Annotated in this window: 18 protein-coding genes; all 18 read right to left on the bottom strand. The window is 61.6% G+C overall.

The genetic code is table 11. From position 1 onward, the window contains the following. Positions 1 to 33: 33 nt before the first annotated feature. The gene (locus G471_RS0111535; RefSeq protein WP_028995473.1) at positions 34 to 1,098 is read right to left on the bottom strand and encodes an NADH:flavin oxidoreductase/NADH oxidase; all 1,065 of its coding nucleotides are present in this window, start codon (positions 1,096 to 1,098) and stop codon (positions 34 to 36) included. A gap of 16 nt (positions 1,099 to 1,114) precedes the next feature. Then, entirely contained in the window at positions 1,115 to 1,918 is an 804-nt protein-coding gene (locus G471_RS17520; RefSeq protein ID WP_051295455.1) for a TrmH family RNA methyltransferase, read from the bottom strand. Then, positions 1,915 to 2,505, bottom strand: coding sequence for a ribonuclease HII (gene rnhB / locus G471_RS0111525; protein WP_028995472.1), 591 nt, complete (start codon positions 2,503 to 2,505; stop codon positions 1,915 to 1,917). Before rnhB ends, G471_RS17520 begins: the two co-directional genes overlap by 4 nt. After that, positions 2,493 to 3,641 (bottom strand): lipid-A-disaccharide synthase, encoded by a 1,149-nt coding sequence (gene lpxB / locus G471_RS0111520; RefSeq protein WP_028995471.1) that lies wholly within the window; start codon positions 3,639 to 3,641, stop codon positions 2,493 to 2,495. Before lpxB ends, rnhB begins: the two co-directional genes overlap by 13 nt. Before the next feature lies 1 nt (position 3,642). Then, a complete protein-coding gene (lpxA, locus tag G471_RS0111515) occupies positions 3,643 to 4,413 on the bottom strand; it encodes an acyl-ACP--UDP-N-acetylglucosamine O-acyltransferase (protein ID WP_028995470.1) in 771 nt (256 codons plus the stop codon). A gap of 1 nt (position 4,414) precedes the next feature. Continuing rightward, positions 4,415 to 4,849 (bottom strand): 3-hydroxyacyl-ACP dehydratase FabZ, encoded by a 435-nt coding sequence (gene fabZ / locus G471_RS0111510; protein WP_028995469.1) that lies wholly within the window; start codon positions 4,847 to 4,849, stop codon positions 4,415 to 4,417. 4 nt (positions 4,850 to 4,853) lie between these two features. Continuing rightward, positions 4,854 to 5,903, bottom strand: coding sequence for a UDP-3-O-(3-hydroxymyristoyl)glucosamine N-acyltransferase (gene lpxD, locus G471_RS0111505; RefSeq protein WP_028995468.1), 1,050 nt, complete (start codon positions 5,901 to 5,903; stop codon positions 4,854 to 4,856). Then, positions 5,903 to 6,409 (bottom strand): OmpH/Skp family outer membrane protein, encoded by a 507-nt coding sequence (locus G471_RS0111500; RefSeq protein ID WP_043421568.1) that lies wholly within the window; start codon positions 6,407 to 6,409, stop codon positions 5,903 to 5,905. Before G471_RS0111500 ends, lpxD begins: the two co-directional genes overlap by 1 nt. Before the next feature lie 12 nt (positions 6,410 to 6,421). Then, entirely contained in the window at positions 6,422 to 8,704 is a 2,283-nt protein-coding gene (bamA, locus tag G471_RS0111495) for an outer membrane protein assembly factor BamA (RefSeq protein ID WP_028995466.1), read from the bottom strand. A 2-nt stretch (positions 8,705 to 8,706) separates the two neighbouring features. After that, positions 8,707 to 10,074: an RIP metalloprotease RseP gene (rseP, locus tag G471_RS0111490; protein WP_028995465.1), complete on the bottom strand. Its 1,368-nt coding sequence runs from the start codon at positions 10,072 to 10,074 to the stop codon at positions 8,707 to 8,709. Then, positions 10,071 to 11,261, bottom strand: a complete 1,191-nt coding sequence (gene ispC, locus G471_RS0111485; protein ID WP_043421567.1) for a 1-deoxy-D-xylulose-5-phosphate reductoisomerase — start codon at positions 11,259 to 11,261, stop codon at positions 10,071 to 10,073. Before ispC ends, rseP begins: the two co-directional genes overlap by 4 nt. Then, complete coding sequence (locus tag G471_RS0111480) at positions 11,258 to 12,085, bottom strand: phosphatidate cytidylyltransferase (RefSeq protein ID WP_028995463.1); 828 nt, start codon at positions 12,083 to 12,085, stop codon at positions 11,258 to 11,260. Before G471_RS0111480 ends, ispC begins: the two co-directional genes overlap by 4 nt. Continuing rightward, on the bottom strand, positions 12,078 to 12,839 hold the full coding sequence (uppS, locus tag G471_RS0111475; RefSeq protein WP_028995462.1) for a polyprenyl diphosphate synthase: 762 nt from the start codon (positions 12,837 to 12,839) through the stop codon (positions 12,078 to 12,080). Before uppS ends, G471_RS0111480 begins: the two co-directional genes overlap by 8 nt. 12 nt (positions 12,840 to 12,851) lie before the next feature. Next, positions 12,852 to 13,409 (bottom strand): ribosome recycling factor, encoded by a 558-nt coding sequence (frr, locus tag G471_RS0111470; RefSeq protein ID WP_028995461.1) that lies wholly within the window; start codon positions 13,407 to 13,409, stop codon positions 12,852 to 12,854. Positions 13,410 to 13,420: 11 nt separating this feature from the next. After that, complete coding sequence (pyrH, locus tag G471_RS0111465; protein WP_028995460.1) at positions 13,421 to 14,137, bottom strand: UMP kinase; 717 nt, start codon at positions 14,135 to 14,137, stop codon at positions 13,421 to 13,423. Positions 14,138 to 14,158: 21 nt separating this feature from the next. Beyond that, positions 14,159 to 15,058, bottom strand: a complete 900-nt coding sequence (gene tsf, locus G471_RS0111460) for a translation elongation factor Ts (protein WP_028995459.1) — start codon at positions 15,056 to 15,058, stop codon at positions 14,159 to 14,161. A 61-nt stretch (positions 15,059 to 15,119) separates the two neighbouring features. Then, on the bottom strand, positions 15,120 to 15,863 hold the full coding sequence (gene rpsB, locus G471_RS0111455; RefSeq protein ID WP_028995458.1) for a 30S ribosomal protein S2: 744 nt from the start codon (positions 15,861 to 15,863) through the stop codon (positions 15,120 to 15,122). Between the two features lie 220 nt (positions 15,864 to 16,083). After that, on the bottom strand, positions 16,084 to 16,977 hold the full coding sequence (gene rfbD / locus G471_RS0111450; RefSeq protein WP_211226424.1) for a dTDP-4-dehydrorhamnose reductase: 894 nt from the start codon (positions 16,975 to 16,977) through the stop codon (positions 16,084 to 16,086). Positions 16,978 to 16,983 lie beyond the last annotated feature (6 nt).

The raw sequence follows: 16,983 nt of genomic DNA, 5'->3' as shown, positions 1-16,983 counted from the left end.
GCTGTTACATGGGCGTTACACCCTGGCCGGCAACTAGCGCGGCATTGCCCGCAGATACTGCGCCGGCCAGGCAGCAGCGACGCCCAGCGCCTGCGCCGCCTGCAGCGGCCAGTAAGGATTGCGCAGGATTTCGCGGCCGACCAGCACCAGGTCGGCCTCGCCGTTGGCGACAATGGCCTCGGCCTGCGCCGGTTCGGTAATCAGGCCGACGGCCGCCACCGGCAAACCGGCCTCCTGCCGGATGCGCGTGGCGAACGGCACCTGGAAGCCGGGCCCGGCGGGAATTTTTGCACTCGGAATCAGGCCGCCGGACGAGACATCGACCAGATCGACGCCGTCTTCCTTGAGCAGCCGGCACAGCGCCACCGTCTGCTCGATATCCCAGCCGCCCTCGACCCAGTCGGTCGCCGACAGGCGGATCAGCAACGGCAGTTCCTGCGGCCAGACGGCGCGTACGGCAGCCACCACCTCGCGCGTCAAGCGCACGCGATTGGCAAAGCTACCGCCGTATTCGTCGCCGCGCCGGTTGCTCAGCGGCGACAGGAACTGGTGCAGCAGATAACCGTGCGCGGCATGGATTTCGACCATCCGGAAACCCGCCGTCAACGCCCGCCCTGCCGCCGCGGCAAACGCTGCCACCACGGCGGTGATAGCGGCCGCATCCAGCGCCTGCGGTTCGGCATAGCCCTCGAAAGCGATGGCCGACGGCGCCACCGCCGTCCACCCGCCCGCTTCCGCGCTCAAGGTAGATTGTGCTTCCCAGCCGCGGCCAACGCTGGCCTTGCGCCCGGCGTGCGCCAGCTGGATCGCCGGCACCGCACCCTGGCTCTCGATCAGGCGGGCAAGGCGGGCCAGCGGCCCGATCTGGGCCTCGTTCCACAACCCCAGGTCGCCCGGGCTGATCCGCCCATCCGGCAGCACCGCGCTGGCCTCGACGATCAGCAAGCCGGCACCGCCGACGGCGCGGCAGCCGTAATGCTGCGCGTGCCAATCACCGGCCAGGCCATCGGTGGCGGAATACTGGCACATCGGCGGAATGCCGATGCGGTTGGGCAGGGTCAGGCTGCGCAGCGTCAGCGGTTCAAACAAGGCGGACATCAGGCTTTCCAAAAAATCACGATATACCGGCTCCCTGACCTTCAGCTGGCATTACGTTCCGGCGCCTGACCATTTCAAACAGACAGACTGCAGCGGCGGCACCGACATTGAGCGACTCAACCGCCCCGGGCATGGGAATCCGGACCCGGCGGGCAGCAATCTCGACTAGCGCCGGCCGCACACCGGTGCCTTCTGCGCCGAAGACCCAGGCCAGCGGACCATCAAGCGAGACATCGAACAAGGAGGTCGAATCTGCGAGACAAGTGACCACTGTAACACCGCAATACACGGTCATGAAATGTTCCAGATCAAGTTCTTCATGAACATTCACGACGAAATGCGCGCCCTGCCCCGCCCTCAACACCTTGGGCGACCATGCCGCCGCACAACCCGGAGAGAGCAGTATCTGCCGAACACCTGCCGCCGCCGCAGTGCGTATCAGACTGCCCAGGTTACCCGGATCCTGAACGCCATCGAGCAGAACGGCATCGGCGTGCACATCGGGAGACGCGGCCGGCACGGGGGTTTCGACGATGGCCAGCAGGCCGCTCGGGGTTTCGACGATACCCAGTTCCCGCATCAGGGAATCGGCCAGCACGGTGCAATCCCGTTGGCCGACATAGGCAGCGATCTCGCCACCCGCCAGCGCCGATTCGGCGACCACCAGTTGTTCGACCGGTGCCCGGTGGGTTTCCCAGGCTTCGACCAGATGCAGGCCGTCGAGCAGCGTCTGCCCGGCCTTGCGCCGCTCGCGACCGGACTCGGCCAGGCGCTTCAATTGCTTGAAGAAGGCGTTGTCGCGGGACTGGATCAGTTTCACAGCAGCGACAATTGCCGGGCGACCGGCCCGAAACTCTTGCGATGCACGGGCGAAGCGCCATGGGCTTCGAGCGCGGCGAAATGTGCGGCAGTCGGGTAGCCCATATGCCGGTCGAAGCCGTATTGCGGATAGGTCCGGTGCAATTCCAGCATGCCGGTGTCGCGCACGGTCTTGGCCAGGATCGAAGCAGCGGCAATCGAGGCGATCTTGCCGTCGCCCTGGACCACGGCTTCGGCCGGGATGGCCAGTTTCGGGCAGCGGTTGCCATCGACCATCGCCCGCTCGGGGCTGACCTGCAGGCCGGCGACGGCGCGGGTCATGGCGAGCATGGTGGCGTGCAGGATGTTCAGCGTATCGATTTCCTCGACACTGGCTTCAGCCACGCACCAGGCCAGCGCCTTTTCCCGGATTTCGACAGCCAGGGCAGCACGCTTCTTTTCCGAGAGCTTCTTGGAGTCGTTAAGGCCGTCGATCGGCCGACTCGGGTCAAGGATCACTGCCGCTGCGACGACCGGGCCGGCCAGTGGCCCCCGCCCGGCCTCGTCGATGCCGCAGACCAGGCCCTCGGGGATGATCAGCGCAGGCATTCGATCACCGCCTTGGCGGCTTTTTCGGCAGTGTTCTGGCGCAACTGCAGATGCAGGTCGGTGAACGCCGCCTCAATTGCCGCTGCGTTTTCCTTGTCCTCGTACAGTTTGACCAGCGCCTCGGCGAGATTTTCCGGTGTCGCCTCGTCCTGCAGGATTTCCGGCACCACGAAACGGCCGCACAGGACGTTGGGCAGCCCCACGTAAGGCAGGTAGGCCATACGCTTCATCAACCAGTACGAGAATTTGGCGATCTTGTAGGTGATCACCATCGGCCGTTTGACCAGCGCTGCCTCAAGGGTCGCCGTACCGCTGGCGATCAGCGCCACATCGGCCGCCCCGACAGCATCCTGGGCATGGCCGAAAAGCAGGCGGAACGGAATGTCGGCTGCGTGCTGGCGATAGATCGCGGCCTCGAACTGCAGGCGCGTCTCGCGCGTGGCCAGCGGCACGACAAATACCGCATCGGGTTGAAAGCGCTCGCGGATCAACTTGGCCGTCTGCACGAACAGGTCGCCCATGGCTTCAAGTTCACCGCGACGGCTGCCCGGCAACAGCGCGAAGGTCGGATAATCACGCGGCAACGCCAACTTTTCACGTACTTCCTGACGACTGGTCTTGAGCGGAATGATGTCAGCCAGCGGATGTCCGACATAGCTGACCGGAATACCCGCCTTTTGATACAGCGGCGGCTCCATCGGGAACAGGGCCAGCACGCGCTTGACCGCCTGCCCGATCTTCTTGATCCGCCCACCGCGCCAAGCCCAGATCGACGGACTGACATAGTGCACGGTCGGCACACCGGCCTGCTTCAAGGCGGTCTCGAGGCCGAGATTGAAATCCGGCGCATCGATACCGATGAAGATGTCAGGGCGCAGGTCGAGCAGGCGCTTCTTCAACTGGCGACGAATGCCGGAAATTTCCCGGTAATGCTTGAGCGCATCCCAGTAGCCCATGACCGACAGCTTGCCCATCGGCCACCAGCAATCCATACCCTGCGCCTGCATGCGCGGCCCGCCGATACCGTAGAAAACGGCACCGGGAAGCTGCTGCTTCAGCGCTGCGATCAGGTGGCCGCCCAGCAGGTCGCCGGAGGCTTCGCCCGCCACCAGGGCTATACGAACGGCAGCCGTCATGTCAGCGAATGATGCCCCGCTTGGAAACCGCCAGGAAATCGACGAAGCGCTGGAGGTCCGGTTGGGTCTTGGCTTCTTCGGTCAGCTTGGCCCGCGCTTCCTCAAGCAGCAGGCCGGATTTGTAGATGGTCCGGTAAGCGCGCTTGAGGGCGGTAATGCCATCCGGCGTGAACCCGCGACGCTTCAGACCCTCGACGTTGATGCCATAGGGTTGGGCGGTATTGCCGGCGGCCATCAGGTAAGGCGGCACGTCCTGCAGGATCACGGTACTGACCGCGGTCATCACATGAGCGCCAATCCGGCAGAACTGGTGAACCCCGGTAAAACCACCGAGGATGGCCCAGTCGTCGACGACGACATGGCCAGCCAGCGAGGCATTGTTGGCGAAGGTGCACTTGTTGCCGACCTGGCAATCATGGGCGATATGCACATAGGCCATGATCCAGTTGTCGTCGCCAACCCGGGTCACGCCGGCGTCCTGCACCGTACCGAGGTTGAAGGTACAGAATTCGCGGATGGTGTTGCGGTCACCGATTTCCAGCCGGGTCGGCTCGCCGGCGTATTTCTTGTCCTGCGGCGCTTCACCGAGCGAACAGAACTGGAAGATGCGGTTGTCGCGACCGATCCGGGTGTGCCCGGTGATCACCACATGCGGACCGACAACGGTGTTGTCACCGATCTCGACATTGGGGCCGATGATCGAATAGGCACCAATTTCGACATTGCTCCCCAGCCTGGCGCCGGGATCGACGATGGCGGTCGGATGGATCATCTTACAGGTCCCGCTTGGCGCACATCAGCTTGGCCGAAGCGGCCAGCTGACCATCGACCTTGGCTTCGGCTGTGTACTTCCAGATGCCGCGCATCTGGCGCTCGATGGTGACGAACAGGTCCAGCCTGTCTCCCGGCATCACCGGACGCTTGAAGCGTGCTTCGTCGATACCGGCAAAATAGAACACGTTATCCGGCGACGGTTTTTCTTCCAGCGTCTTGAACGACAGGATGCCAGCCGCCTGGGCCAGGGCTTCCATGATCAACACGCCGGGCATCACCGGGTGATGGGGAAAGTGACCGATGAAGAAAGGTTCGTTGATGGTGACGTTCTTGTAGGCGTGAATGCGCTCACCCGGAACCACCTCGACGACACGGTCGACCAGCAGAAAGGGGTAGCGATGCGGCAGGTGCTCAAGAATCTCATGAATATCCATTTAATCAGTCCCTTATTTCTATTTCTTTAAGTTTTTTCTCAAGTTCTGAAACGCGATCTGCCAACTTCCCCAGACGACGGATGTGCGCAGCATTGTGCACCCAATCGTCGTGAGTATCGAGCGGGAAGACCCCGGTGTACCGCTGCCCCGGTTCGTTGATGCTCTTCATCACCAGCGAACCGGCGGAGATGGTCGTTCCCTCGGCCAGCGAAAGGTGACCGGTGACCATGCCGGCCCCGCCAACCACGCAATGCTCGCCCATGGTCACACTGCCGGCGATACCGACACAACCGGCAAGCACGCTGTTCGGCCCGATCCGGCAATTGTGGGCAATCTGGACCAGGTTATCGATCTTGCAGCCATCGCCGATCAGCGTATCTTCCAGTGCCCCCCGGTCGATGGTGGTGTTGGCACCGATTTCGACGTCGTTACCGATGCGCACGATACCGATCTGGGGAATCTTGACCCAGGATTTACCCTCTGGTGCAAAACCGAAACCATCGGCGCCGATCACGGCACCGGAATGAATGATCACGCGTTCGCCAAGTTCGCAGCCATGATAGACGGTAACGTTCGGGTACAGCATGCTGCCGGCACCGATACGCACGCCATCACCGATCACGCAACCGGCATGGATGACGACACTGTCGCCGAGTTCGACGTTACGGCCGATACAGACCTGAGGCCCGATGGCAACGCTGTCCGGCACGACGGAATCGACAGTTGCGCCCGGATGGACACCACAGAACCCGGCCTGCACCGGATTCAGCAAACTGGCCACCCGCGCATAGTAGGCATAGGGATTGGCGGTAACGATACAGGCGCCGGCATATCCCGCCGCATCGGCTGGCGACAGCAGCACCGCCGCTGCCCGGGTCGTCTGCAACTGGCCGCGATACTTGCGATTGGCGAGAAAGGCGATCTCGCCCTCACCCGCCGCGGCCAGGGTCGACACCTGGAAAATGCGAATATCGCCGTCCCCAAGCACATCGCCGCCCAGCTGGGCGGCGATCTCGGCAAGCGTGAAGGAAATGACCTTCGCCGGTTGCTGCATCACTTACCGTCGGACAGCGCCTTGATGACGCGCTCGGTGATATCCAGACGCGGGCTGACCCAGACCACATCCTGCAGGATCAGGTCGAACTTGTCCGATTCTGCGATCTGCTTGATGGCACGGTTGGCCTTCTCGATCACCGCCGCGTTTTCCTCGTTCTGACGCAGGTTCAGGTCCTCGCGGAACTCGCGCTGACGGCGCTGGAATTCGCGCGACAGATCGCCGAATTCCTTTTCCTTGGCACGACGCTCGGATTCAGCCATCGTCACAGCGTTCTTCTCCAGGGACTCCTGCAGCCCCTGCAACTGCTTGGCCATGCGCTGAAGTTCCTGATCACGACGGGAAAACTCTGTCTCCAGCTTCTTGGCCGCACGCTGCGCTGCCGGAGCATCGCGGAAAATGCGCTGGGTATCAACATAACCCACCTTCAATTCGGCCGCGCTGACAGCCGTCAGGCTCATGGCGGACAACAGGGAGGCAAGAAGGAAAGTTTTGATTTTCAACATGAAACTCCTGATTTAAAAAGTAGTGCCCAACTGGAACTGAAAGGACTCAGTCTCATCGCTGCTCTTCTTGTTGAGCGGTCTGCCAATACTGAACTTCAAAGGCCCGATCGGCGAAATCCAGGCCGCACTCAACCCCGTCGAGTAGCGCAGATCGGATATCGCGAACTTGTCATTGGACGCATAAATCTGGCCAGCATCGAAGAAAACCCCGAGTCTGGCCGATTTTTCGAAGCCAGGCAGGGACCAGAGGAGTTCAGCATTGGCAACAAGTTTACGGTTACCCCCAACCCGATTGCCATCTTCATCAATCGTCTGGGTCGAGCCAAGAGAATTCCCCTTGTAACCGCGAACAGAACCCACACCACCGGCGTAGTAATTCTTGAAGAACGGCAAGCCTTTTCCGGCATAGCCTGATGCATAACCAAGATCGCCGCCCAGCAGCAAGGTAAATTGCTTCGACAGGGGAATGAAATGCTGCAACTGGTAATTCGCCCGATAGTAAGTCAGGTCGCCCCCCGGCAGACCAACCTCCAGGCCTGCGCGTTGATACGTTCCCTTGGACGGGAAGAAGAAACTATTCTTGCTGTCACTGACCCAGGCCAGGGTCAACGGGAAAGAAATATTCGTCTTGCCAAAACTCTCGACATATTTCTCGTAATAATCCGGCGAGTTATCGAACAAATCGATCGTCGTCGTATCCGCTGCGATCCCGACCGACCATGACTGGAACTCATTGATCGGGAACCCGAAACGAATACCGCCACCGGTCGAAGTAGACTTGTAGTTGGCCGTACTCGAAAGCGTACTGGTATCCATCGTGCGGTGATAGATATCGAACCCCTGGCTGACCCCATCGGTCGTGAAATAGGGATTGGTGTACGACAAAGCATATGTCCGACCAGAACTTGCCGAATTGACCTGAATCGATACGTTGTTACCACTACCCATGAAATTGTTCTGAGCGATCGAGCCCGAGACAATGACCTTGTCGGTGCTTGAAGTACCGACACCCAGCATCAGGTTGCCGGTCGGCTTTTCCGTCACTTTGACATTGACATCAAGCTGATCGGATGTTCCCGGCACCGGCGGAGTTTCGACCGCGACATCGGAGAAAAATCCCAAACGGTCGATACGTTCCTTGGAGGCCGTTACCTTGTCAGCATCGTACCAGGCACTTTCCATCTGCCGTATCTCACGGCGAACGACCTCATCACGCGTCTTGGTATTGCCGGTAACATTGACACGCCGGACATAAACACGCTTGCCCGGATCGACGAAGATGGTGAAGTCCACCAGATTCTGTTCGCGATTGATTTCCGGTGCCGCATTAACGTTGGCAAAGGCATAACCCTGGGTCCCCAGGCGGTCACTGATCGCCTTGGTGGACTCGTTCAGTTTTGCCCGGGAAAAAACCTCGCCGGGACGCACCTGAATCAACTTGCGGAAATCAGCCTCCGGCAAAGTCAGGTCGCCGGCCAGTTTGACCGATGACACCCGGAAACGCGCCCCTTCGGTGACATTGAGCGTAATGAAAACGTCCTGCTTGTCCGGCGAGATCGATACCTGCGTGGAATCGACATTGAATTCCAGATAGCCACGATCCAGATAGAAGGACTTCAGCTTCTCAAGGTCAGCCGACAGCTTTTGCCGGGAATACTGGTCATTCTTCGAATACCAGGTCATCCAGCCCGGCGTGGTCAACTCGAACAGGCCGAGCAGTTCCTTTTCCTTGAACGCTTTGGCACCGACGATGTTGATCTGACGAATCTTGGCCGCCTCGCCTTCGACGATATTGAAATTGATGCCGACGCGATTGCGCTCCAGCGGCGTGATCGTCGTCGTGATCTCTGCGGCATACTTGCCGCGCGAAAGATATTGGCGCTTGAGCTCCTGCTCGGCCTTGTCGAGCAGCGAGCGGTCGAAGATGCGGCCGGTGGCGATGCCCACTTCACGCAGCGCCTTGACGATGGCTTCCTTCTCGAATTCCTTCATGCCGACGAAATTCAGCGACGAGATGGCCGGGCGCTCCTGCAGCACAACCACCATGACATCCTTTTCGACCTCGATGCGCACATCCCGGAAGAAACCGGTGGCAAAGAGCGACTTGATGGCCTGCGCAGCCTTGTCGTCGTTCAGTGTGTCGCCGACCTTGACCGGCAAATAGCTGAACACGGTGCCGGCTTCGGTACGCTGGATGCCTTCGACACGGATGTCCTTGACGACGAAAGGCTGGAAAGCCATCGCGGGCAGGGCAAAGAGTCCGGCGATCAGGGCAGGCAACAGGTTTTTTTTCATCGTTAGCCGCCAAAAAGGCGAGTCAGGTCGTTAAAAAATGCGAAAGCCATCAAGGAGAACAAAATGGCCAGACCCAATTGCTGTCCGATGACCATTGCCCGCTCGGAGAGGGGCTTCCGCCTGACGACTTCGATCATATGATACATCAAATGCCCACCGTCCAGCACCGGGATGGGAAGCAGGTTCAGGACCCCCAGGCTGATGCTGACCAGGGCCATGAACTTGACATAATAATCGAGACCGAGCTTCGCCGACTGCCCCGCGTAATCGGCAATGGTCACCGGCCCCGAAAGATTTTTCCAGGAAACTTCGCCGATCAGCATCTTGCCCAGCATGCGCAGGCTGAACAACGACTGCTCGCCGGTTTCGACGACGGCCTTGACCGCCGCCTCGGCAAAGCCGTAACTGACAAAGGTACGCAGTTCGCGCCGGGTTTCCGATGACTCGGCCACACCGACACCGATGCGCCCGATGCGCTGGCCGCCATCGGCAACCAATTCCGGCGTTACCTCAAACGCAAAGACCCTGCCCTGGCGTTCGACTTGCAGAACCAGTCGTTGCCCGGCCGCCTCGCGGACGATCATCACCAGTTCGTGCCAGTTGCCGATGGGCTGCTCATTAATCTGCAAGACCCGGTCGCCGGCCAGCAAACCAGCCTGCGCCGCCGCACCGCCACGACTGACCGAGCCGATGACCGCCGGAATATCCGGGCGATAGAGGCGCAAGCCCAGACGGGACAGCGGATCGCCTTCCCAGCCCTCCTCGCCGACCGCAGCCAGGTAGAGATGGCGAACGGCAATCTCGCCGCGCTCGTTGATCACTTCCAGTTCGACGCGCTCGCTGCCGGCGGCCTTCTGCAAAATTTGCCAGCGCAGGTCGTTCCAGGTTGCCACCGGTTGCCCGTCGATGCGCCGGACTTCCTCGCCGTTTTCGATCCGGGCCATGGCGGCAGGCGTATCGGCAGGCGGCTGGCCAAGCACGGGCAGCAATTCCTGGCTGCCGAGCATGAAAATACCCCAGTACAACAGGATGGCGAGCAGGAAATTGGCCAGCGGGCCGGCGGCAACGATGAAGCTGCGCTTGCCCACGGTCTGCCGGTTGAAGGCACGATGCCGTTCCTCGGGCGCCACCGCCGCCTCGCGCTCGTCGAGCATGCGCACATAACCGCCCAGCGGGAAGGCACTGACCACCCACTCGGTCCCGTCGCGACCGAAACGACGCTGCCACAGGACCTTGCCGAAGCCGACGGAAAAACGCAGGACCTTGACGCCGCACCAGCGCGCCGCGAGGTAATGCCCAAGTTCATGAAAGACGATCAAAACCCCGAGCACCAAAGCGAACGCCGCGAGATAGAACGGCAGATCGCTCATCCCAGGCGCCCCTCGGCAATCATGGTGGTGGCGACTTGGCGCGCCTCGGCGTCAGCCCCGAGCACGTCGTCCAGGCTGCCCTCCGGTCCGGCCGGCAGCGCCGTCAGCACGGCTTCGTTGAGCCGGGCGATGTCGAGGAAAGACAATTTTCCGTCGAGGAAAGCCGCCACCGCCACTTCGTTGGCAGCATTGAGGATGGCCGGCGCCGTACCGCCTTCGCGCAGAACATCGTAGGCCAGCTGCAGACAGCGGAAACGCTCGAAGTCGGGGGCAAAGAAATCCAGCCGGGCGATGCGGAACAGGTCGAGCGGCTCGACCCCGGCAGCAATCCGTTCCGGCCAGGCCATGGCATAAGCGATCGGCGTACGCATGTCCGGCTTGCCCAATTGGGCGACGACCGAACCATCGACATACTGGACCGCCGAATGGATCACGCTCTGCGGATGCACGACCACCTGGATCATGTCCGGCGCGGCGTCGAACAACCAGCGCGCCTCGATGACCTCCAGGCCCTTGTTCATCATGGTCGCCGAATCGACCGAAATCTTGCGCCCCATCACCCAGTTCGGGTGAGCGCAGGCCTGTTCCGGCGTCACCTGTCCGAGTTCGGACAAGGGGGTATTGCGGAACGGGCCACCGGAGGCGGTCAGCAGGATCTTCTCGACCCCGCAGGCGTTCAGGCCACGCGCGAAATCGCCGGGCAAGGCCTGGAAAATCGCATTGTGTTCGCTATCGACCGGCAGCAGGGTCGCGCCATGGCTGCGCACCGCGTGCATGAACAGTTCGCCGGCCATGACCAGCACTTCCTTGTTCGCCAGCATCACCCGCTTGCCGGCCTGCGCTGCCGCCAGCGTCGGGGCCAGACCGGCAGCACCGACGATGGCCGCCATCACGGCATCGACTTCGGGCAGCGACGAGAGCTCGATCTGCGCCGCCACGCCATGACGGACCTCGGTCGGCAGTCCGGCAGCCCGGCAGCGCGCGGCCAGTTCGCCAGCCAGTGCGGCATCGCGCAGCACGGCGAAAGCCGGACGAAATTCGAGACATTGCTCGAACAGCTTGTCGACCTGGGTATGCGCGCACAGCGCGAAGGCCCGGTAACGATCGGGATGACGGCGGATGACATCGAGCGTGCTGACGCCGATGGAGCCGGTCGATCCAAGCACGGTAATGTTCTGTTGCATCATCCGCGATAGAAGAAGAGTAGCCAGGCCAGCGCCGCCACCGGCAAGGTGGAAGTGAGGCTGTCGATGCGGTCGAGCACGCCGCCGTGACCCGGCAGCACATTGCTGCTGTCCTTGATCCCGGCTTTACGCTTGAGCATCGACTCGAACAGGTCGCCGATGATGCTGACCGCCGTCACCAGCAGCAGCGCGGCAACCCATAGCGGCAGGGAAACCCCGGCCATGAAGAAATGACCGATGACGAGCCCATAGACGAGCACGCCGAGGATCGCGCCATAGGCGCCTTCCCAGGTTTTGCCCGGACTGATGCTGGGCGCCAGCTTGCGTTTGCCGAAGCGGCGGCCGGCGAAATAAGCCGCGATATCGGCCATCCAGACAACGGCAAAGACCGCCAGCAGGACAGCGGGACCAACGGCGCGCAACTGCACCATGGCCAGCCAGGTCGGCAGCAGCACGACCGCCCCGACCAGCAGGCCGGAAGCGCCATGCAGCGACCATTTGCCGCGCAGCCAGAAGGGAATGAGCAGCAACCAGAAGAGCGCCGACAGACCATAGAACAGGAACACCCAGGTCTGCGCCGGGGCAAAGCCGGCCGCGCCAATGGCCAGCGGTTCGGTCCAGGCCAGCACGGCGCACAAGGCCGCAGTGACGACACCGAGCAGGACGCGCTGACGATTCTGCCAGCCGAGCAAGGCGCCCCACTCCCAGGCACCGACACCGATGAAGGCGGCGATCAGCCAGGCCCAGGCCATTTGCGGCAACCAGAACAGGCTGGGCAGCAGAACGGCCATCAAGGCCAGCGCCGTGATGACGCGGGTTTTAAGCATTGCTGTCGCCCGTCAGTTGCTCGCTGGTCCGGCCAAAGCGCCGCTCGCGTTGCTGGTAGGAGGTGATCGCCTTGCCGAATTCGGCAGTATCGAAATCCGGCCACAGGGTGGGCGTGAAATAGAACTCGGTGTAAGCCAGTTGCCAGAGCAGGAAATTACTGATCCGCTCCTCGCCGCCGGTACGGATGAAGAGATCGGGCTCCGGTGCGAAATTCATCGACAGATACGGCTCGATATCGGCCTCGCTCCATTGACCGGCCTGGTCCGGCTGCGCCAGTGCCATCCGGTTCACCGCCTGCATGATGTCCCAGCGTCCGCCGTAGTTGGCGGCGATGGTCAGATCAAGGCTGGTATTGCCGGCGGTACTCTCCTCAGCCTGGCGGATCAGTACCTGCAGACGCGGCTCGAACCGGGACAGATCGCCAATCACGCGCAACCGTACGCCATTGCGATGGAGTTTTTCGACTTCCTGCTCCAGCGCCTTGACGAACAGCTGCATCAACAGCGTGACTTCTTCCTGCGGGCGCCGCCAGTTCTCCGACGAGAAAGCGAACAGGGTCAGGTAGCGGACGCCGCGTTCGAGGCAGGCGCGAACCATCTCCCGCACCAGTTCGACCCCCTTGACGTGCCCGGCAACACGCGGCAGAAAACGTTTTTTCGCCCAGCGGCCGTTGCCATCCATGATGACAGCAACGTGCGCGGGAACGGCAGCAACCTGCGGAAGATCCCGCGTCGAACTGGAGAACAGGGCCATGCAGCCGCTACGTCAGATCTGCATCAGCTCGGCCTCTTTGGCGGCGAGCATCTTGTCGACTTCGGCAATGTATTTGTCGGTGAGCTTCTGTACGTCATCCTGGGCACGACGCTCGTCGTCCTCGGGAATCTCGCCCTTCTTCAGCGCATCCTTGAGGTGGGTGTTGGCATCGCGACGCAGGTTGCGGATCGCCACCTTGGCACCCTCGCCTTCGTTCTTGACGACCTTGATCATTTCCTTGCGCCGCTCTTCGGTCAGCGCCGGCATCGGCACGCGGATCAGGTCGCCCTGCGAGGCCGGATTCAGACCGAGGTCGGAATCGCGAATCGCCTTCTCGACCTTCTGCACCATGTTCTTTTCCCACGGCTGGACACCCAGCGTACGGGCATCGACCAGGGTGATGTTGGCAACCTGGTTCACCGGCACCGGCGAGCCGTAGTAATCGACCATCACATGGTCAAGCAGGCCGGTGTGGGCACGGCCGGTACGGATCTTCAGCAGGTCGTTCTTGAGCGCCTCGAGCGACTTCTGCATCTTCGCTTCGGCGGTTTTCTTGAGTTCGGCAATCATCTGTCTCTCCCTCAGCAGTAGACCAGCGTGCCCTCATCCTCACCGCAGACCACGCGCTTCAGCGCGCCGGCCTTGAAGATGGAAAACACGTTGATCGGCAGTTTCTGGTCGCGGCACAGTGCGAACGCAGTCGCATCCATTACCGCGAGGTTTTGCGAGATCGCATCGTTGAAGCTGATCTTGTCGTAGCGCGTAGCCGAGGCGTCCTTTTTCGGGTCGGCGGTATAGATACCGTCGACCTTGGTCGCCTTGAGCACGATTTCCGCGCCAATTTCCGACCCGCGCAAGGCTGCGGCGGTATCGGTCGTGAAGAAGGGGTTGCCGGTACCAGCACCGAAAATCACCACCTTGCCTTCTTCGAGATAGCGGATCGCCTTGCCCCGGATATAGGGCTCGACCACCTGCTCGATATTCAGGGCCGACTGCACACGGGCATTCAGACCGGCTTGACGCATTGCGTCGGACAGCGCCATGGCGTTCATCACCGTGGCCAGCATGCCCATGTAATCCGCAGTGGCGCGATCCATCCCGGTGGCCGTACCGGCCATCCCGCGGAAGATGTTGCCACCGCCGATCACGACGCCGATTTCCACCCCAAGATCCGCAACCGCCTTGATCTCGGCGCAGACTTCCGCGATCACCTGCGGATTGATGCCATAGGCGTCGTTGCCCATCAGGGCTTCGCCAGAGAGTTTCAGCAGGATGCGTTTGTACTTGGGTGTGGTCATCGGCGATTCCTTTACGGAAGATTACTTCTTGGCAGCAGCGGCAGCGGCCTGGGCAGCGACTTCAGCAGCGAAGTCGTCAACCTTCTTCTCGATGCCTTCGCCGACCATGAACAGCGTGAAGCTGGCCACCGAAGCGCCCTTCTGCTTCAGCAGTTGTTCGATCGTCTGCTTGCCGTCTTCAGCCTTGACGAAGACCTGGCCCAGCAGGGTCACGTCCTTCAGGTACTTCTGGACGGTACCTTCGGCGATCTTTTCCAGCATCGCTTCCGGCTTGCCGGCTTCGCGGGCCTTTTCGATGGCAACGCGACGCTCGGTGTCGAGCAGTTCGGCGGAAACACCGGAGGCATCCAGCGACTTCGGCTTGGAAGCAGCGATGTGCATGGCCAGATCCTTGCCTAGCTGCTCGTCGCCGCCGACCAGGTCAACCAGCACGCCGACCTTGGCGCCACCGTGGATATAGGAAACCAGCTTGCCCTTGGCTTCGCAACGGACGAAGCGGCGGATGCTCATGTTTTCACCGATCTTGCCGACCAGCGCGGTGCGGGTCGATTCGACGGTGCCTTCGCCCATCGGCAGGGCCGACAGAGCAGCCACGTCGGCCGGGTTCTTGTCAGCGACCAGCGCGGCAGAGCCGTTGGCCAGTGCGATGAAGTCGTCGTTCTTGGCAACGAAGTCGGTTTCCGAATTGACTTCGATGATGGCACCGGTCTTGCCGTCAGCGGAGATGCTGACTGCCACGATACCTTCTGCTGCGATACGGGCAGCGGCCTTGGAAGCCTTGTTGCCCAGCTTGACGCGGAGGATTTCCTCGGCCTTGGCCATGTCGCCATCGGCTTCGGTCAGCGCCTTCTTGCATTCCATCATCGGTGCGTCGGTCTTGCCGCGCAGCTCTGCCACCATACCTGCGGTAATTGCCGCCATACTTGTTTCTCCTGAGCTTATGAGACAGGCGGAGCCTGAGGCCCCGCCGTTACAGCCTTATTTATTCAGCCGCTTCTTCGACTTCGACGAACTCGTCGTCACCGCCGGCAACGATTTCCTGAACAGCCATGCTGCGGCCTTCGAGGATGGCATCGGCCACGCCGCGGGCGTACAGCTGAATGGCGCGGGAAGAGTCGTCGTTACCCGGGATGATGTAATTCACACCTTCCGGCGAGTGGTTGGTATCGACCACGCCGATGACCGGGATGCCGAGCTTTTCGGCTTCGGTGATGGCGATCTTGTGGTAGCCGACGTCGATGACGAAGATGGCATCCGGCAGGCCGGCCATATCCTTGATGCCGCCGATGGACTTCTGCAGCTTTTCGAGTTCGCGACGGAAGGTCAGGGCTTCCTTCTTGGACATCTTTTCCAGATCACCGGCTTCGACAGCCAGTTCCATGTCCTTGAGGCGCTTGATCGAGGTCTTGACCGTCTTGAAGTTGGTCAGCATGCCGCCCAGCCAGCGCTGGTCAACACACGGGGCGCCGGCGCGTGCCGCTTCTTCGGCAACGATTTCGCGAGCCTGGCGCTTGGTGCCAACGAACAGGATGTTGCCACGGTTGGCCGACAGCTTCTTCACGAAAGCAATGGCTTCGTTGTACTTGGCCAGGGTCTTTTCGAGGTTGACGATGTGAATCTTGTTACGGGCACCGAAGATGTACGGGGCCATCTTGGGGGACCAGAAACGGGTCTGGTGGCCGAAGTGGACACCGGCTTCCAGCATTTCGCGCATGGTTACGGACATTGTAAAACTCCTTTAAGGGTTGAACCGCCACCCGCCGGCAACGCCCGTCATTATTAGGTTTTGACGGACACCCTTAATCGGCGGATGTGAGGGATGGACGACGCGCACCGTGCGCCCCGCCATTTTTCCGGACAGACTCGACCGGGAAAACTGGACGATTATAGCAGCTAATTCGCCCCGCATGAAGGCCTGACACGCCAAGCGGGCTTCACCGCGCCGATCACGACAGACAGCAACTCAGCATGCGCTCGAGGTAAGGCTGCCAATCCGGCATGTGCAGGCCGAGTTCCGCCTCCAGCAAGGAACAATCGAGTCGCGAATTGGCCGGGCGCCGGGCCGGTGTCGGGTAATCGACGGTACCGATAGCGCGAATTGCCGCAGCGTCGACGCGCAATTCCTCGCCCATGGCCCGCGCCGTCTCGACGATCCGACAGGCAAAGGCATGCCAGCTGACGGGATTGGCCGCCGCCAGGTGATACAGGCGATTTTCCCCGGCCGCCATCTGGCGCCCGAGATCGAGACGCACCAGCGCCGCCGCCGTGACGTCGGCGATCAGCGCCGCCGGCGTCGGCGAACCGACCTGATCGGCAACCACGCCCAGCGAATCGCGCTCGCGCGCCAGCCGCAGGATGGTCTTGACGAAATTCCCGCCATGCTCGCCGAACACCCAACTGGTGCGAAAAATCAGCGACTTGCCGGCGAGCGCAACGATCGCTTCCTCGCCGGCCAGCTTGCTTTGCCCATAAACCCCTTGCGGCGCCGTGGCGTCGCTTTCGACGTAAGCCCCCGGCTTGCTGCCATCGAACACGTAATCGGTCGAGTAATGCACCAGCAGCGCACCGCATGCCAGCGCCGCTTCAGCAAGAATACCCGGCGCCCGGGCATTGACCGCATAGGCCGTATCGGCATCCGATTCCGCCTTGTCCACGGCGGTATAGGCCGAGGCATTGACGATCACCGACGGCTGCACCTCGGCAACCAGCGAACGGATCCGGTCCGCATCGGTCAGGTCGCACTGCGCCCGGCCGCAGGCCACCACCTCGCCCAGCGGCGCCAAGGCGCGCTGCAATTGCCAACCGACCTGACCATCCTTGCCCAACACCATTATCGACATGGCCTG

The sequence above is a fragment of the Azonexus hydrophilus DSM 23864 genome, assembly GCF_000429605.1.
GTDB classification, from domain to species: domain Bacteria; phylum Pseudomonadota; class Gammaproteobacteria; order Burkholderiales; family Rhodocyclaceae; genus Azonexus; species Azonexus hydrophilus.
Note: the sequence above shows the minus strand (reverse complement) of the source record. Positions and strands in the feature narration are given on the sequence as shown.

Excerpts from the sequence above, each read along its gene's own strand:
- G471_RS0111535 (WP_028995473.1), bottom strand. The coding sequence starts at position 1,098 with ATGTCCGCCTTGTTTGAACCGCTGACGCTGCGCAGCCTGACCCTGCCC.
- rnhB (WP_028995472.1), bottom strand. The coding sequence starts at position 2,505 with ATGCCTGCGCTGATCATCCCCGAGGGCCTGGTCTGCGGCATCGACGAG.
- lpxB (WP_028995471.1), bottom strand. The coding sequence starts at position 3,641 with ATGACGGCTGCCGTTCGTATAGCCCTGGTGGCGGGCGAAGCCTCCGGC.
- lpxA (WP_028995470.1), bottom strand. The coding sequence starts at position 4,413 with ATGATCCATCCGACCGCCATCGTCGATCCCGGCGCCAGGCTGGGGAGC.
- fabZ (WP_028995469.1), bottom strand. The coding sequence starts at position 4,849 with ATGGATATTCATGAGATTCTTGAGCACCTGCCGCATCGCTACCCCTTT.
- lpxD (WP_028995468.1), bottom strand. The coding sequence starts at position 5,903 with ATGCAGCAACCGGCGAAGGTCATTTCCTTCACGCTTGCCGAGATCGCC.
- G471_RS0111500 (WP_043421568.1), bottom strand. The coding sequence starts at position 6,409 with ATGTTGAAAATCAAAACTTTCCTTCTTGCCTCCCTGTTGTCCGCCATG.
- bamA (WP_028995466.1), bottom strand. The coding sequence starts at position 8,704 with ATGAAAAAAAACCTGTTGCCTGCCCTGATCGCCGGACTCTTTGCCCTG.
- rseP (WP_028995465.1), bottom strand. The coding sequence starts at position 10,074 with ATGAGCGATCTGCCGTTCTATCTCGCGGCGTTCGCTTTGGTGCTCGGG.
- ispC (WP_043421567.1), bottom strand. The coding sequence starts at position 11,261 with ATGATGCAACAGAACATTACCGTGCTTGGATCGACCGGCTCCATCGGC.
- G471_RS0111480 (WP_028995463.1), bottom strand. The coding sequence starts at position 12,085 with ATGCTTAAAACCCGCGTCATCACGGCGCTGGCCTTGATGGCCGTTCTG.
- uppS (WP_028995462.1), bottom strand. The coding sequence starts at position 12,839 with ATGGCCCTGTTCTCCAGTTCGACGCGGGATCTTCCGCAGGTTGCTGCC.
- frr (WP_028995461.1), bottom strand. The coding sequence starts at position 13,409 with ATGATTGCCGAACTCAAGAAAACCGCCGAAGCGAAGATGCAGAAGTCG.
- pyrH (WP_028995460.1), bottom strand. The coding sequence starts at position 14,137 with ATGACCACACCCAAGTACAAACGCATCCTGCTGAAACTCTCTGGCGAA.
- tsf (WP_028995459.1), bottom strand. The coding sequence starts at position 15,058 with ATGGCGGCAATTACCGCAGGTATGGTGGCAGAGCTGCGCGGCAAGACC.
- rpsB (WP_028995458.1), bottom strand. The coding sequence starts at position 15,863 with ATGTCCGTAACCATGCGCGAAATGCTGGAAGCCGGTGTCCACTTCGGC.
- rfbD (WP_211226424.1), bottom strand. The coding sequence starts at position 16,977 with ATGTCGATAATGGTGTTGGGCAAGGATGGTCAGGTCGGTTGGCAATTG.